The following is a 15,692-nucleotide window of genomic DNA, read 5'->3' as shown; positions in this document are numbered from 1 at the left end:
GCGCCACGCTCACGCCTATTTGGCATGCATCATTGCGGCAGGCCTCGCCCGCCGGCAGCAAGCCGCTAACGCCCGCCCACTCGCCAGAGCAGACTGTGCCCCATGTTGTTCCGCCGCTTCGAAAACCTGATCGATGTCTTCAAGCCCAGCCCTGACGTGGCACCGCCCAGCGGTATGCTGCGCTTCTATGCCCATTACCTGAAACAGGTATGGCCGCTGATGATCGCCGTGCTGGTGATAGGCTTTTTCGCGGCCTTGATCGAAGTGGCGCTGTTCAGCTTTCTCGGCCAGTTGATCGACATGGCTCAGGCGACCACCGACGCGCGCACGTTCTTTGCCGAACACCGCAATGAACTGCTGTGGATGGCGCTGGTGGCGTTGATCATCCGCCCATTGGTGTTCGGCCTGCACAACCTCCTCACCCACCAGGCGATCAACCCGGGGCTGACCAACCTGATCCGCTGGCAGAACCACCGCTACGTGCTCAAGCAGAGCCTGAATTTCTTCCAGAACGATTTCGCCGGGCGCATCGCCCAGCGGGTCATGCAGACCGGCCCTTCATTGCGCGACTCGGCCATGCAGGTGATCGACGCGCTGTGGCACGTGGTGGTCTACGCTGGCAGTGCGCTGTACCTGTTCGCCGCCGCCGACCTGCGCCTGGTGCTGCCGTTATCGCTGTGGATCATCGGTTACAGCGCCGCGCTCTGGTATTTCGTGCCGCGCATCAAGGCCCGCTCGGCCGCCGCTTCGGCAGCGCGCTCCAAGGTCATGGGCCGCGTGGTCGACGGCTACAGCAACGTCGCCACCCTGAAACTGTTCGCCCACTCGCGCGAAGAAGAGACCTATGCCCGCGAGGCCATGCAGGAACTGCTCGACAAATTCCGCCTGCAGTCACGCACCATCACCAGCCTGGATTTTTTGATCACCTGCCTGAACGGCCTGCTGATCGTCGGCACCGGTGCCCTGGCCCTGTGGCTGTGGAGCGAGGCACTGATCAGTACGGGAGCCATCGCCCTCGCGCTGGGCCTGGTGATCCGCATCAACAACATGGCCGAATGGATCATGTGGGTGGTCAACGGCATATTCGAGAACGTCGGCACCGTACAGGACGGCATGCAGAGCATCGTCCAGCCGCGCGAGGTGCTCGATCGCGAAGACGCCAAACCGCTGCAGGTCCGTCAGGGCGGCGTGCGCTTCGACGACGTGCATTTTCACTACGGCAAGCAGGGTGGGGTTATAAGCGGCCTGGCCATCGACATCCGCCCCGGCGAGAAGATCGGCCTGGTCGGCCCTTCGGGTGCCGGCAAGTCGACCCTGGTCAACCTGCTGCTGCGCCTCTACGACCTGGAAAGCGGGCGCATCCTCATCGATGGCCAGGACATCGCCGCGGTCAGCCAGGAAAGCCTGCGTGCCAACATCGGCGTGGTCACCCAGGACACCTCGCTGCTGCACCGTTCGATCCGCGACAACCTGCGCTACGGCAAGCCCGACGCCAGCGAAGACGATCTGTGGGCCGCTGCACGCAAAGCCCGTGCAGAGGGCTTCATCGCCACCCTGGATGACAGCCAGGGCGGCCTGGGCTTCGACGCCCAGGTCGGTGAACGCGGCGTCAAGCTGTCCGGCGGCCAGCGCCAGCGCATCGCCATCGCCCGCGTGCTGCTCAAGGACGCGCCGATCCTGATCATGGACGAGGCCACTTCGGCACTGGACTCGGAAGTCGAATCGGCGATCCAGGAAAGCCTCGACAGCCTGATGAACGGCAAGACGGTGATCGCCATCGCGCACCGCCTGTCCACCATCGCACGCATGGATCGCCTGGTGGTGATCGACAAGGGCCAGGTGATCGAAACCGGCACCCACGCCGAGCTCATCGCCCGCGGCGGTCTTTATGCGCGCCTGTGGCAGCACCAGACTGGCGGCTTCGTCGGCGTCGACTGAGCGCTGTGACATTGCGAGGCAGGCCTGCAACGGCGGAAATACTTAGCTTGCTAACGTATATCATTTTCCGTGATACCCATTAACGAAGGCATCAATTTCCGCGGTACCGGCTTTGCTGGTCATATGAGTCCTACCAGGCAACGACACCGACTGGATCGGCCGGGCTGCCTGACATCGAAATGATCGAGGACTCAACCATGAAAATCGCAACCGCCGTTACCGCTCTGCTTTCCAGCCTCGCCCCCGCCGTGTTCGCTGCGGATATCCAGTCCAAGCCAGGCGCCGGCCTGCCGACCGAGGACTATCACTACGGCATGAAAGTCGATGTGCAGAAAGTGTTGTACCGCACCGACGTCTCCAACAAGCGCGGCGTGGTGCCGGTGATCATGGTGTTCACCGACAGCCAGGGTGAAACCCACAAGATGCGCTTCCTGGAATGGGGCGGCCGTTACGATGGCTGATCGGTCGCGTGCTGCGCTCGTGCGCTGCGGGTCACCGTGGCGCGTCAGCACGGCGGCTCACAGCTGCCGGTACGGCAACATCTCCCGCGCCTGCTCGGCATAGGCCAGCACGCCCACCCGCTCTTCCTGCAGAAACCCCGCCACTGCTTCGCGCAGCCCTTCGTGCACCAGGTAGTGCCAGGAATGGGTGATTACCGGCTCGAAGCCGCGTATCAGTTTGTGCTCGCCCTGCGCCCCGGCATCGAAACGCTGCAATCCCTGCGCGATGGCGTGCTCCATGCCCTGGTAGAAACAGGTCTCGAAGTGCAGCCGGTCGAACTCGGCCAGGCACCCCCAGTAGCGCCCATATACGCTGTCACCGCCAAGCAGGCTGAAGGCCATCGCCACCGGCTGCGCGCCACGGCAGGCAAGCACCACGCGAATTGCCTCGGGCATGCGCTCGGCCAGCAGGCTGAAGAAGGCGCGGGTCAGGTAGGGCGCCTGACCGCGTATGTGGTAGGTGTTGGCGTAGCAGTGATAAACGAAATCCCACTGCGCCTCGCTCAGTTGATGCCCGTGCAGCCATTCGAAGTCGATCCCCTGCCCCGCTACCTGCTCACGCTCCTTGCGCATCTGCTTGCGCTTGCGCGAGCTGAGTGTGTCGAGAAAGTCCTGGAAATCCCGGTAACCGCGGTTATGCCAGTGAAACTGGCAGCCCAGGCGCTGCAGCCAACCGGCACGGCCTTCCATTAGCTCGTTGTCAGCGGCTGTCGTGAAGTTCACATGCACCCCGGACAGCCCTTGCTCCTCCAGCGACCCGACCACCGCATCGAGCAGTTGCCCTGCGGCCTCGGTGTTGCCCAGCAGGCGCTGCCCGGTGACCGGCGAAAAGGGAATCGCGCCAAGCAGCTTGGGGTAGTACGCAATATCAGCGCGGCGGCAGGCATCGGCCCAGCCGTGGTCGAACACGTATTCACCAGAAGACTGGTATTTGACGTACGCCGGCAACGCGGCCTGCGGTTGCCCGTCGGCACCCAGCAGCAGGCGGTGCGCCGGCTGCCAACCCGTACGTCCTCCCACGCTGCCGCTGTCTTCCAGCGTACTCAGGAAAGCGTGGCGCAGGAAAGGTTGCGGGCCGGTGAGCAGAGCGTCCCAGGCCTGGGCCGGCAAGGCGCTTAGGGAATCGGCGAGCAGCAGGGGCATGGCAAGGCTCCGAAAAAGTGGCCCGAGCAGGCTGTGTGAAAAACTACTGCGCTCGGTCAGGCGGCCTGCGAGGGGTTGGCTCTGGCGCTGCGCATGCGTCAGCGAAACAGAACCGGACCGACAGTCGCAGGGCATGATGCCGTCGCAGGCGGCAGGCTACAACTCGCCGTCACCTCAAAGTTTAATAATCCCCCAGTAAGGTTAGGCCGCACTGCTCTGCCACCACGCCCACCCCTTAAAAACCTCCCCCACGGCATTCGATAATCAATGCAACTGCTTGATTATCAAAAAGTTCCCATGTCTCGAAAATGTCACACCCCAGCAAGCCGTCTGTCACATCCGATTTCCATAATCGCCCCCGTCCAACCAGACGATGTCATGCCACCGGCACTGACGGCGTTTCATAAACGAAGGAGCTTTTTTCAATGAAGATGAAGTTGATTGCGGTTGCTGTTGGTGCTGCACTGTCGGTGCCTGCTGTAGCAATGGCAGACGTGACCATCTATGGCCGCGCGCACGTATCGGTTGACTACCTCGATGACGGTGCCCGTTACTCCGAAACCAACCTGTCGAGCAACTCTTCCCGTCTTGGTTTCAAAGGCGACCATGAAATCAACCCGGATCTGAAGGCCTTCTTCCAGATCGAACAACAGATCAACTTCACCACCGGCTCCTCCAGCGGCGGCACCAGCTTCGCCACCCGCGACACCTTCGTAGGCCTGGGCGGCAACTTTGGCGCCATTCAGGTTGGCCGTTTCGACAGCCCGTTCAAGGTGGCACGCGGCCCGTTCAACCTGTTCGGTGACCAGGTCGGCGACATGAACAACCTGGCGCGCGTCACGTCCGGCCGCCTCGACGAGCGTTACGACAACACCATTCAGTACACCACGCCGGATTTCTCTGGCTTCAACGTCAAAGTGGCTTACTCGATGTATCAGGGCCAGTCGCTGAACATCACCGACACCGGCAACAACGAAGACAGCGACGCCGTCAGCACCTCGCTGAACTACATCGGCGGCCCACTGGAAGCCTCCCTGGCCTACGAAAAGGTGGAAGAAGACACCCTGCGTGGCGAGGCCGACTCCATTCGCGCCGCTGTCGCCTACAAGATCGTCGACAACTTCAAACTGGTCGGTTTCTACCAGACCACTGATTTCGAAGGCGTCAGCACCACGACTTCCGCTCAACGTGATCAGGGCACTTTCGACGTCTACGGTCTGGGTGGCGAATTCGCCGTTGCCAAGAACACTGCGCTGAAAGCTACCTGGATGACCCATGACAACGACGCCAGGGACCGTGATGCCACGATGTGGGTCGTAGGTGTCGAGCACAAGCTGGACAAGGCCGTACGCGTCTATGCCAACTACGCCGTGGTAGACAACGATGACCTGGTCGCTTACACCCCGTGGAGCCAGTCGCGTACCGCCAACCCGACCGGCCAGTCGATCGATGCGGATGGTGTAAACCAGGCGCTGGGCGAGAAAGCCTCTGGCTTAACCGTAGGCCTGCGCTACGACTTCTGATCCCATTCGCGGATTGGAATGAAAACAAGCCGGGCTGTTCTCCGAGGACAGCCCGGCTTGTCATTTAACTGACACCTTCCCGTCTTATTCTCGTTTTCGAAATGTAACCGTCCCCACACCGCCGCACATCGGCGGGTCTTCGCCCCTAGGAGTTTTCATGCGCCGCTTGCTCGTTATCGCCCTGGCCGGTCTGCTGGCCGCTTGTGCCCAGCAGCCCAAAGTTCAGCTGTATCCCGGTGCACCTCAGCCGCAGAGCGAAGTGCTGACTGTCGTGGTACCTGGCGAACTGGAAATCCGCAGCATCAACGGCCAGCCCTATACGGCGGCCAATGCTGCCTACAACCTGGATGACAAGCAGTTGCTGCTGCAGCCGGGTGCCTATCAGGTTCAAGCCTTTTACAAGTACGGTTTCGACGTTGCCGGTGGCATCAGCCATGAAATAGTGCGCGGCCGCACCGCCATCTTCGACATTGACGGCAAAGCGGGCGACGTCTGGCGCCTGGAGTTCGACCGCCCGGAGAACCTGGCCGAAGCCAAGAAGTTCGAAAATGAATTCAAGGCCTGGGCGGTGAACACTCGCACCGGCGAGCGTGAACAGGCCCAACAGGGCAATCGCAACGTCTCGGCACTCGCGGCCCTGATGGGCACCAGCGAAATCGCCACTCAGCCCACCACAGTCGCTCCGCTGGGCAGCGCTCCGGCACAAGCCGCACAGCCCGTGGCGCTGCATCCCGCGCCGGCCCAGGCTGCAGCCCTGCCGCACAACGACGCCACCCTGACCACCCTGCAGCAGATGTGGAATTTGCTGACGCCGGAAAGCCGCAGCGCCTTCCTGAAATGGGCCAAGCCGTAATTGATGAACCGAGCTCCTGCCACCGGCGGGAGCTGCTCCTCAGCGGTCATTCACCGCGCAGCCCCTCCTCCACCCGCAATCAGCGTTTGCGCAGAATCACGCTACCGATGGAGTAGCCAGCGCCAAACGAGCTGAGCACGCCCAGGCTGCCTGCCGGCAGATCATCCTGATGCTTGTGCAGGGCAATCACCGAACCGGCGGAACTGGTGTTGGCGTAGGTATCGAGAATTACCGGCGCCTCATGGGCTTCGGGGTCACGACCCAACAGCTTGCGGGCGATCAGCTGGTTCATGTTGAGGTTGGCCTGGTGCAGCCAGAAGCGCCTCACCTCGGCCACATTCAGGCCATTGTCCTGCAGATGGGCAGCGATCAGCTCGGCGACCATCGGGCAGACTTCCTTGAACACCTTGCGCCCTTCCTGCACGAACAGCCGACCTTCGGCCAGCGGGCCGCCGTCTTCGGCAGCGCGGTTGAGGAAACCGAAGTTGTTGCGGATGTTATTGGAGAACTGGGTCAGCAACTTGGTGCTGACCACGTCGAACTGATGCTCGGAGGTCGCCAGATCCGCGCGTTCCAGAATCACCGCGGTCGCTGCATCGCCAAAGATGAAATGGCTGTCGCGGTCACGGAAGTTCAGGTGCCCGGTGCAGATCTCCGGGTTGACCATCAGGATCGCCCGCGCCTGGCCGAGCTGGATGCTGTTGGCCGCCGCCTGGATGCCGAAGGTGGCCGAGGAACACGCCACGTTCATGTCGAAACCGAAGCCCTGGATACCCAGCGCCGCCTGCACTTCGATGGCCACCGCCGGATAGGCGCGCTGCAGGTTGGAACAGGCAACGATCACCCCGTCGATGTCCGCTGCGGTCTTGCCGGCGCGGGCCAGTGCCTGCTCGGCAGCAGCCACGGCCATCTCGCAAAGGATGCCCCACTGCTCGTTGCTGCGCTCGGGGATGAACGGCACCATGCGCTGCGGGTCGAGAATGCCTTGTTTGTCGATCACGAAACGGCTCTTGATGCCCGAGGCCTTCTCGATGAACGCGCTGTTCGATTCGCTCAGCGCCTCGACATCGCCACGCTCGATGGCCTCGGCATTGTCGGCGTTGAACTGCTGCACGAAGGCATTGAAGGACGCCACCAACTCATCGTTGGAAATGCTGTTGGCCGGGGTGTACAGGCCCGTACCGCTGATGACGACGTTATGCACGTGTATTCCTCTTGTTCTTCGCCGTTGGTGGCGATAGTCAGGCAAACCGCAGGGCGGCCAAGGGTGCAATTCGCCAGGCCGCCAACCACGTGCAGCCCGCGTAGAACACCACCATTACAGGCGGCCAAGTGTGCCACAGGTGCCCTGTTTTCGCCTGCCCCTCGAACAAAGGGGCAGCACGCCACGTACACGGCCATCGACGGCCAGGCCGCAAGCCGTCTACATTGCGGGCGTCGCCCATGCGCCAAGGAATCTGCATGAACCTGTCTCTGCTCAGCCGCTACGCTTTTTTTGCCTGCTGCCTGGTGCTCACCCTCGCCAGCCTGGCCTTCCTGCAGCATGAATGGATCTGGCCGTTGACCCTGATCGGTGCCCTGCTGAGCCTGATCGGCGTTGGCGATCTGCTGCAGACCCGCCACGCGGTGCGGCGCAATTACCCGATCCTGGGCAACATCCGCTACCTGGTCGAGGGCATTCGACCGGAAATCCGCCAGTACCTGCTCGAAGGCGACAGCGAACAGCTGCCCTTTTCTCGCGCTCAGCGCTCGCTGGTCTACGCCAGGGCGAAGAACGAAGGCGGCGACAAACCGTTCGGCACGCTCACCGATGTCTATCAGAACGGCTTTCAGTTCATCAGCCATTCCATGCGCCCGGCGCCGTTGAGCGACCCCGACAGCTTCCGCGTACTCATCGGCGGGCCGCAATGCAGCCAGCCGTACTCGGCATCGCTGTTCAATATTTCCGCGATGAGTTTCGGCTCACTAAGCGCCAACGCGATACGCGCCCTGAACCAGGGCGCCAAACTCGGCAACTTCGCCCACGACACCGGCGAAGGCAGCATCAGCAACTACCACCGCGAGCACGACGGCGACCTGATCTGGGAACTGGGCAGCGGCTATTTCGGCTGCCGAACGGCTTCGGGCACCTTCGATGCCGAGCGTTTCGCCGCGCAGGCCCAGCGACCGCAAGTGCGCATGATCGAAATCAAGCTGTCCCAGGGGGCCAAGCCAGGCCATGGCGGCATCCTGCCGAAACACAAGATCACTGCGGAGATAGCCGAAACCCGTGGCGTGCCAATGGGCGAAGACTGCGTGTCGCCGTCACGCCATAGCGCGTTTTCGACGCCCATCGAATTGCTCGAGTTCGTCGCCCGCCTGCGCGAGTTGTCGGGCGGCAAACCGGTAGGGTTCAAGTTCTGCCTGGGCCACCCGTGGGAATTCATGGGCATCGCCAAAGCCATGCTGGAAACCGGCATCCTGCCGGATTTCATCGTCGTCGATGGCAAGGAAGGCGGCACTGGCGCGGCGCCGGTGGAATTCACCGACCACCTGGGCGTGCCGATGCGCGAGGGCCTGCTGTTCGTGCATAACACCCTGGTTGGCCTGAACCTGCGCGACAAGATCAAGCTTGGCGCCAGCGGCAAGATCGTCAGCGCCTTCGACATCGCCCGCGTACTGGCCATCGGGGCCGACTGGGCCAACTCGGCTCGCGGTTTCATGTTCGCCATTGGCTGCATCCAGAGCCAGAGCTGCCACACCAACAAATGCCCGACCGGCGTAGCCACCCAGGACCCGCTGCGCCAACGCGCACTGGTGGTCGAGGACAAGGCGCAACGGGTCTACAACTTCCACCGCAACACCCTCAAGGCGCTGGCCGAGATGCTCGCCGCCGCCGGCCTCGATCACCCGTCACAGATGGATGCGCGCCATCTGGTGCAGCGCATGTCCGCCACCGAGATCCGCCTGTTTTCCCAGCAGCACGTGTTCCTCAAGCCCGGTGAGCTTCTCAGTGGCAACATCGAGGGTGAGTTCTACGAGAGGATGTGGAAGATGGCCCGCGCCGACAGCTTCGACGCGGCGGCCTGACACGGTGCCGCTGGGCGCCGCGCCAGGCATGCCGATCAGCTCAGGCTGTCGTCGATGACCACTACCAGCTTGCCATTGACCTGATTGCCTTCCAGGGTGGCGTAAGCCTCCTGGGCTTCGGCGATCGGGAAGGTCCTGGCCAGCTGTGGCTTGAGGCGCCCTTCACTGAACAGCGGCCATACGTGCTGACCCACATCGCGCAGCAACTCGGCCTTGAACAGGTCGTCACGGTTACGCAATGTCGAGCCGATCAGCTGGATGCGCTTGCCAAGCACCAGGGCCATGTCGATCTCGGCCTTGCGCCCGCCCATCAGGCCGATATTCACCCAGCGGCCATCGAGCGCCAGCAGCTTCAGGTTGAGCGCTGCATAGCTGGCGCCAACCGGGTCGAGAATGACTTCGAAGGGACCGAAACCTTCCGGTACATCCAGCCCCTCGCTGCCGCGGATCGCCCCGCCCGACGCCCCCAGGCTCTCGCAATAGGCCAACCGCTCGGCTGAGCCGACGGTCACCCAGCACGCGCTGCCAAAGGCCTTGCACAGCTGGATCGCCGCCGAGCCGACGCCACTGGCACCGGCATGCAGCAGGACCTTTTCACCGGGTTTAACGCCGGCGAGCTGGAACAGGTTGAGCCAGGCGGTCGCGTACACCTCGGGCAAGCCAGCCGCTTCGTGCAGCGACACGCCTTCCGGAACGGGCAGCACATGACGCGCATCGACCACCACTTCTTCCGCCAGGCCACCGCCCGCCAACAGCGCACAGACCCGGTCACCGACCTGCCAGTCGCAACCGGCGCCTACCTCGCTGACGATGCCGGCGCACTCCAGGCCCAGGATATCGCTGGCACCCGGGGGCGGCGGGTACAGCCCGGCCCGTTGCAACAGGTCGGCACGGTTCAGGCCCGCGGCCGCCACGCGAATGCGCACTTCACCCACATCGCAGGCTGGAGTGGGACGCTGCACCCATTCCACCTGCCCTTCAACGCCTTGCAATGCTTTCACGCTGCCTCCATAGTGCATTTGAACCTAGCCCGGTGCCTAGCACCGGGCTTTTGCATTGCGCCGATGGAACCTGGCGCCCTCAAAGACGGCCTAATATGCGTTATCAACTGTCCCCACGTCGAATCAGCATGAAGCGATCTCTTATCAGCGCCACCCTGGCCCTCGTTCTCGGGCTGGGCGCTTTGCCCCTCGCCGCCAAAACCAGCCAGGCCGATCCGTGGGAATACCTGCAGCCTGATCGCGATCAGGTCATCGCCAGTCTCAATGTCGTCGAATTGCTGCAGCGCCATCACTACAGCAAGCCGCCCCTCGATGACTTGCGCTCCGAGAAAATCTATCAGGGTTACCTGAAGATGCTCGATCCTGCGCGCAGTTACTTCACTGCAGGCGATATCGCCGAGTTCGATCGCTGGAAGAACAGATTCGACGACCTGTTGAAAAAGGGCGATCTCGAACCTGGCTTCCATATCTACAAGCGCAACCTGGAGCGCCAGCAAAGCCGCCTGCAGTACGTGCAGGATCTGCTCGCCAAGGGCGTCGACAAAATCGATTTCACGGTTGACGAAGAACTGCTGGTCGACCGCGAAAAGGCGCCCTGGGCCAAGGACGTCGCCGAACTGGACGAGTTGTGGCGCAAACGCTTGAAAGACGAGGTGCTGCGCCTCAAGCTCGCCGGCAAGGAGCCCAAGGCGATTCAGGAACTGCTGACCAAACGCTACAAGGCGCAGCAGGCACGCCTGCAGCAGACCCGCAGCGAGGATGTGTTCCAGGCGTACATCAACGCCTTCGCCATGACTTACGACCCGCACACCAACTACTTGTCGCCGGACAACGCGGAAAACTTCGACATCAACATGAGCCTGTCCCTCGAGGGCATCGGCGCCGTGCTGCAGAGCGACAACGAACACGTCAAGGTGGTGCGCCTGGTGCCCGCCGGCCCTGCCGAGAAGAGCAAGCAGATCTCGCCAGCAGACAAGATCGTCGGCGTAGGCCAGGGTGACGACGAGATCGTCGACGTCATCGGCTGGCGTCTCGACGAGGTGGTGAAGCTGATCCGCGGTCCCAAGGGCTCGCGCGTACGCCTGGAAGTGATTCCAGCCAGCAACGCACCGAACGATCTGACCAGCAAGGTGGTGAACATCACCCGCGAAGCGGTCAAGCTGGAAGAGCAGGCCGCCAAGAAATCCGTCCTCAAGATCGAGCAGGATGGGCGGCCCTACAGCCTCGGGGTCATCGAAATTCCCGCGTTCTATCTGGACTTCAAGGCGTTCCGCGCTGGCGACCCGGATTACAAGAGCACGACCCGCGACGTCAAGAAGCTGATCACCGAACTGCAGGCCGAGAAGGTCGACGGCATCGTCATCGACCTGCGCAACAACGGCGGTGGCTCCCTGCAGGAAGCCACCGAGCTGACCGGCCTGTTCATCGACAAGGGTCCCACCGTACTGGTGCGCAACAGCGACGGTCGTGTCGACGTACTCGCTGACGAGCAGGAAGGCGCCTTCTACAAGGGTCCGATGGCCGTGCTGGTCAATCGCCTGTCGGCGTCGGCATCGGAGATTTTCGCCGGCGCCATGCAGGACTACCATCGCGCGCTGATCCTCGGCGGTCAGACCTTCGGCAAGGGCACGGTACAAACCATCCAGCCGCTCAATCATGGCGAGCTGAAGCTGACCCTCGCCAAGTTCTACCGCGTTTCCGGGCAGAGCACCCAGCACCGCGGCGTGGTGCCGGACATCACCTACCCGGACGTGATGGACAACAAGGAGATCGGTGAAAGCGCGCTGCCGGAGGCCATGCCCTGGGACAGTATCCGCCCAGCCATCAAGCCTGAACTGGACCCGATCAAACCATTCCTGACGGAGCTGAAGAACCGCTACGACAGCCGCACGGCCGACAACCCGGACTTCAACTTCGCCCGTGAGCGCCTGGCCCTGTCCCGCGAACTGATGGCCGAGAAGACCGTCAGCCTCAACGAGGTCAAGCGCAAGGCGCAGCAGGCCGATATCGAGAAGCGTCAGCTGGCCATCGAGAATGCCCGCCGCAGCGCCAAGGGCGAAGAGCCGTTGAAGGAGCTGAAGAAAGAAGACGAAGACGACGTGCTGGCGCAGAACGAAGAGGAGAAGACCAAACCCGAAGACGACGCCTACCTGACGGAAACCGGGCATATCCTGATCGACTACCTCAAGCTCAACACCCGCCTGGCCAAGCAGTAGCTACCTGCGGGTAACCTAAAAGGGCGTCGTGCACACGACGCCCTTTTTTTGTCCGGCCCGCCTGCGAGGGCTGCCGGTGCGCCCCTCAGGTTTAATTACCTGATGGCATTCGGCCTTCACCAAACGGTCATCAATCTGTAGTGAAATGACGAGCATCAAGCGGTACCCACCCGCGTTCGGCCAGCCGCCGGGCGCTCGCTTTTCGACTCGCACAGAGACCTGCAATGACCGTCACCGAGCAATTGGGCGCGCTGGACAAGATCCTCGCGCACGGCGACCTGCATAGCCTGTTTCAGCCCATTGTGTCGCTCTCCGAGCGGCGCATCCTCGGCTATGAGGCTCTGACCCGGGGCCCTTCCAACAGCCCGCTGCATTCGCCCATCACGCTGTTCGCCGCGGCCCGGCAGAACGGCCTGCTCAGCGAGCTGGAGCTGGCCTGCCGGAAAAGCGCTTGCCGCCGGTTCAGCGAACTGAAACTGGACGGCCTGCTGTTTCTCAACGTATCGCCCGACTCTCTGCTCGACGCCCATCACCAACCCGGCCGCACCCTGAAACTGCTGCAGGCTTACGGCATCTCGCCAAGCCGGGTGGTGATCGAATTGACCGAGCAATCCCCCATCGATGACTTCAATCTGCTCGACACCGCGCTGCACCACTACCGGGACATGGGTTTTTCCATCGCCCTGGACGACCTCGGCGCCGGCTATTCCAGCCTGCGGTTGTGGTCGGAACTGCGCCCCGACTACGTGAAGATCGACCGCCATTTCATCGATGGCATCCATCAGGATGCGGTCAAACGCGAATTCGTTGGCTCGATCCTGCAGATGGCCAAAGCCTCGCGGGCGCGGGTGATCGCCGAAGGCATCGAGCTCGAGGAGGAACTCGCCGTGCTCGGTGAAATGGGCGTGGATCTGCTGCAGGGCTACCTGATCTGCCGTCCGCAGGACCAGCCACCCACCGATGCCCGCACGATACTGCCAATGCCGGGCAGTGCGCCGGCATCAATCAGTGAAGAAGGCAGCGACCTCACCGCCCTGCTCAACGAAACGCCGGCCGTTTCCATCGCCACGCCCACCGCAGATGTGCTGGAAGCCTTTCGCGCCCAGGCCAACCTCAATTCACTGGCGGTACTGGACGAACAACAGCGGCCAGTTGGCATCGTTCACCGTAACTCGCTGTCGGAAATTCTGCTCAAGCCCTTTGCCACAGAGCTGTTCGCTCGCAAGCCGATCAGCCGCCTGATGAGCAACGATTTTCTCGCCGTGGAAATCAGCCAGTCGCTGCAGAACGTCAGCCGCCTGCTCACCAGCCGGGCACGCCAGCGCATCGAGGAGGATTTCGTGATTACCGTCGACGGCGGCTACCTGGGGCTTGGCCGGGTGATCGATGTGCTCAAGCTGATTACCGAACTGAAAATCCAGCAGGCCCGCTACGCCAATCCGCTGACCCTGCTGCCCGGCAACGTGCCGATTCAGCAGTGCCTGACCCGGCTGCTGCAGCAGAACCGCGAGGCGGCGATTTGCTACGTCGACATCGACAGCTTCAAGCCCTTCAACGACCTGTACGGTTACGCCAAGGGCGACGAAGTATTGCTGTGCCTGGCCCACTGCCTGAACGAACGCATCGATCCGACCCGAGATTTCGTCGGCCATATCGGCGGCGACGACTTCCTGCTGGTGTTCGGCTCCCCGGACTGGCGCGGCCGCCTGCACCGCCTGCTCGAAGACTTCCAGGCCCAGTGCCGGCGCTTCTACCTGGACGAACACCTGGATGCGGGCTGCTTCGTCAGCCACAACCGCCAGGGCCAGCGTGAGACATTCCCGCTACTGTCACTGTCACTCGGGGTTGTTCACCTGCACTCGCAGCACTGCGCGCTGCTGGACGCCAGCGAGCTGGCCGGCATGGCCTCAGAGGCCAAGCGTCAAGCCAAGGCAGTGCCGGGCTACAGCCTGCATGTCATCGATACGCACACGCTGGAGGGCGCGGCGCCTCAGGGTTCGGCGGGATAATCGAACTCGAATACCCGGGCCACTTCGGAGGCATGCCAGGAAGCGGCAGCAACCCCATCGGAGGCGCCGTCGAAGCGGCCCAGGCGAGTGGCGCACTCGAAGAAGCCGGTGCGCGGCAGGCGGCTGGCGCCCTGGCTGATCACCAGCGCGCTGCGCAGCGGTCGCTCGCCACGGGCATCCAGCGCGGCCAGGTGTTCGAGCGCAGCGGCCAGCGTCTGCATGGCTGGCGCCGGTAGCGAGAGACGTTCGATCAGGGCGCGGTAGGTGAGCAGGTGCCGCTGCCGACGGGCGTCGTCCAGAGCAGCCAGGAGTGCCTCCCAGTGCGCGCGGCTGATGCGCACGCTCATGCACCCGACTCCCAGCCGGAAATGCCCAGCACCCAGGCCAGCGCACGCTGGATGGCTGCATCGGGCTGCCGCTCGCCGCTCTCGATCATACTCAGGTAATGCGGGCTGATGCCCACCGCACGGGCCAGTTCGTCCCGGCTCAGGCCCTTGGCTTCGCGCAGCGCGGTCAGTTGGCTGAGCGGCTTGGGAGCATCGGCGGTGGGCGCAGTCGCAGTCGCAGTCGCAGTCGCAGTCGCCGGTGCGGCAACGCTCTTGCCTGCCGCCTGCAACAGGGCCTGGTACTCGGCCCATGGCAACACGGCGTATTCAGGCTCGCCGTCACGCTCGATAACTTGTACGTTCATACGTCGATTCTCCGCGAGGCGTAGCAGCCCTGTGCGTAATCAGGTGAGGGCCAGGCCGCCTGCCACGTTGTTCGCACCATCTTATCAGCCATCACGCCCGGCGCGCTCGCGGACGATCACCCTGCGCCTGGCTTATTTGCCGGCTGCCGCGCCCTGCATGAAGAACTGCTGCAACGTGGCGCCCATGCTGGCGCGCGCCACGCGCCCGCGCCGTTCACCGTCCACCAGGCCGAACAGCAGCGAGGCGAACAACTCGGTAAGCACTGGCGCGCCGATATCGATGCGGAAAACCTTCTCCCGCTGCCCACGCAGGAAGAATTGATCCAGGGCGTTGGTGTAGGGCAGCCAGCGCGCCTCTTCCCCGCACTCGTGCAGTGAGTCCGGGCGCCACTGGAACATCAGGAACACCAGCAGGTCGCGATGAGCGAGGTGACCCTCGACAAGCCGCTGAAAGACCTCAGGCACAGGCGCCTGCGTCAGATCCGTCTCCACGATGATCTGGTTCATGACCTCGGAGCCATAATCGAAGAGCATTTCGATCATATTGTCGCGGGTTCCGCAAAAACGATTCAGGGTCGCCTTGCTCACCCCGGCAGCCTGGGCTATTTCCTTGAAGGTGCCGCGCGGGTGTTCAACGATGGCGACCGCCAGGGCTTTCAGCAGTTTTTCTTCAGCAACAGGTCTAAGCATCAAAATCCAGTCTTCATTCAGGCGCCGGCAACGGCGCGTCATTGTGCAGGAAAAACCTT

The 15,692-nt window shown here is 62.8% G+C and carries 13 protein-coding genes; 7 read left to right on the top strand and 6 right to left on the bottom strand.

What is annotated here, in order from left to right:
- Nucleotides 1-102: 102 nt before the first annotated feature.
- Both ACZ0AV_RS21405 and ACZ0AV_RS21400 read left to right on the top strand, forming a co-directional pair.
- Nucleotides 103-1,938, top strand: a complete 1,836-nt coding sequence (locus ACZ0AV_RS21405) for an ABC transporter ATP-binding protein (protein ID WP_499152878.1) — start codon at nucleotides 103-105, stop codon at nucleotides 1,936-1,938.
- A gap of 197 nt (nucleotides 1,939-2,135) precedes the next feature.
- Nucleotides 2,136-2,399 (top strand): DUF2790 domain-containing protein, encoded by a 264-nt coding sequence (locus ACZ0AV_RS21400; protein ID WP_499152877.1) that lies wholly within the window; start codon nucleotides 2,136-2,138, stop codon nucleotides 2,397-2,399.
- A gap of 57 nt (nucleotides 2,400-2,456) precedes the next feature.
- Here ACZ0AV_RS21400 and ACZ0AV_RS21395 read toward each other — a convergent pair whose 3' ends face one another.
- Entirely contained in the window at nucleotides 2,457-3,581 is a 1,125-nt protein-coding gene (locus ACZ0AV_RS21395) for a GNAT family N-acetyltransferase (RefSeq protein WP_499152876.1), read from the bottom strand.
- Between the two features lie 425 nt (nucleotides 3,582-4,006).
- Between ACZ0AV_RS21395 and ACZ0AV_RS21390 the strand changes: the two genes are divergently transcribed.
- Together ACZ0AV_RS21390 and ACZ0AV_RS21385 are read left to right on the top strand one after the other, a co-directional pair.
- Complete coding sequence (locus ACZ0AV_RS21390; RefSeq protein ID WP_499152875.1) at nucleotides 4,007-5,104, top strand: porin; 1,098 nt, start codon at nucleotides 4,007-4,009, stop codon at nucleotides 5,102-5,104.
- A 157-nt stretch (nucleotides 5,105-5,261) separates the two neighbouring features.
- The gene (locus tag ACZ0AV_RS21385; RefSeq protein ID WP_499152874.1) at nucleotides 5,262-5,957 is read left to right on the top strand and encodes a DUF2057 family protein; all 696 of its coding nucleotides are present in this window, start codon (nucleotides 5,262-5,264) and stop codon (nucleotides 5,955-5,957) included.
- A 79-nt stretch (nucleotides 5,958-6,036) separates the two neighbouring features.
- Here the strand turns inward: ACZ0AV_RS21385 and ACZ0AV_RS21380 are convergent, their stop codons facing one another.
- Complete coding sequence (locus ACZ0AV_RS21380; protein WP_499152873.1) at nucleotides 6,037-7,161, bottom strand: beta-ketoacyl-ACP synthase III; 1,125 nt, start codon at nucleotides 7,159-7,161, stop codon at nucleotides 6,037-6,039.
- 257 nt (nucleotides 7,162-7,418) lie between these two features.
- On the opposite strand from ACZ0AV_RS21380, the gene ACZ0AV_RS21375 reads away from it, so the two are divergent.
- Nucleotides 7,419-9,026 carry an FMN-binding glutamate synthase family protein gene (locus ACZ0AV_RS21375; RefSeq protein WP_499152872.1) on the top strand — a complete coding sequence of 536 codons (1,608 nt, stop codon included), beginning with the start codon at nucleotides 7,419-7,421 and terminating at the stop codon, nucleotides 9,024-9,026.
- 35 nt (nucleotides 9,027-9,061) lie between these two features.
- Here ACZ0AV_RS21375 and ACZ0AV_RS21370 read toward each other — a convergent pair whose 3' ends face one another.
- Nucleotides 9,062-10,027, bottom strand: a complete 966-nt coding sequence (locus tag ACZ0AV_RS21370) for an NAD(P)H-quinone oxidoreductase (RefSeq protein WP_499152871.1) — start codon at nucleotides 10,025-10,027, stop codon at nucleotides 9,062-9,064.
- A 128-nt stretch (nucleotides 10,028-10,155) separates the two neighbouring features.
- On the opposite strand from ACZ0AV_RS21370, the gene ACZ0AV_RS21365 reads away from it, so the two are divergent.
- Both ACZ0AV_RS21365 and ACZ0AV_RS21360 read left to right on the top strand, forming a co-directional pair.
- On the top strand, nucleotides 10,156-12,243 hold the full coding sequence (locus tag ACZ0AV_RS21365; RefSeq protein WP_499152870.1) for a carboxy terminal-processing peptidase: 2,088 nt from the start codon (nucleotides 10,156-10,158) through the stop codon (nucleotides 12,241-12,243).
- A 224-nt stretch (nucleotides 12,244-12,467) separates the two neighbouring features.
- Nucleotides 12,468-14,252 (top strand): EAL domain-containing protein, encoded by a 1,785-nt coding sequence (locus ACZ0AV_RS21360; RefSeq protein ID WP_499152869.1) that lies wholly within the window; start codon nucleotides 12,468-12,470, stop codon nucleotides 14,250-14,252.
- Here the strand turns inward: ACZ0AV_RS21360 and ACZ0AV_RS21355 are convergent.
- From ACZ0AV_RS21355 to ACZ0AV_RS21345, 3 genes are all read right to left on the bottom strand, one after another.
- Nucleotides 14,234-14,599 (bottom strand): hypothetical protein, encoded by a 366-nt coding sequence (locus ACZ0AV_RS21355; protein WP_499152868.1) that lies wholly within the window; start codon nucleotides 14,597-14,599, stop codon nucleotides 14,234-14,236. The genes ACZ0AV_RS21360 and ACZ0AV_RS21355 overlap by 19 nt on opposite strands.
- Nucleotides 14,596-14,943: a helix-turn-helix domain-containing protein gene (locus tag ACZ0AV_RS21350; protein ID WP_499152867.1), complete on the bottom strand. Its 348-nt coding sequence runs from the start codon at nucleotides 14,941-14,943 to the stop codon at nucleotides 14,596-14,598. Before ACZ0AV_RS21350 ends, ACZ0AV_RS21355 begins: the two co-directional genes overlap by 4 nt.
- A 132-nt stretch (nucleotides 14,944-15,075) precedes the next feature.
- Nucleotides 15,076-15,633, bottom strand: coding sequence for a TetR/AcrR family transcriptional regulator (locus tag ACZ0AV_RS21345; protein ID WP_499152866.1), 558 nt, complete (start codon nucleotides 15,631-15,633; stop codon nucleotides 15,076-15,078).
- Between the last annotated feature and the right edge of the window lie 59 nt (nucleotides 15,634-15,692).

Source organism: Pseudomonas sp. AC532 (genome assembly GCF_979258965.1).
The sequence above is the reverse complement of the archived record's forward strand: the minus strand, read 5'-3'. Positions and strand labels throughout refer to the sequence as shown.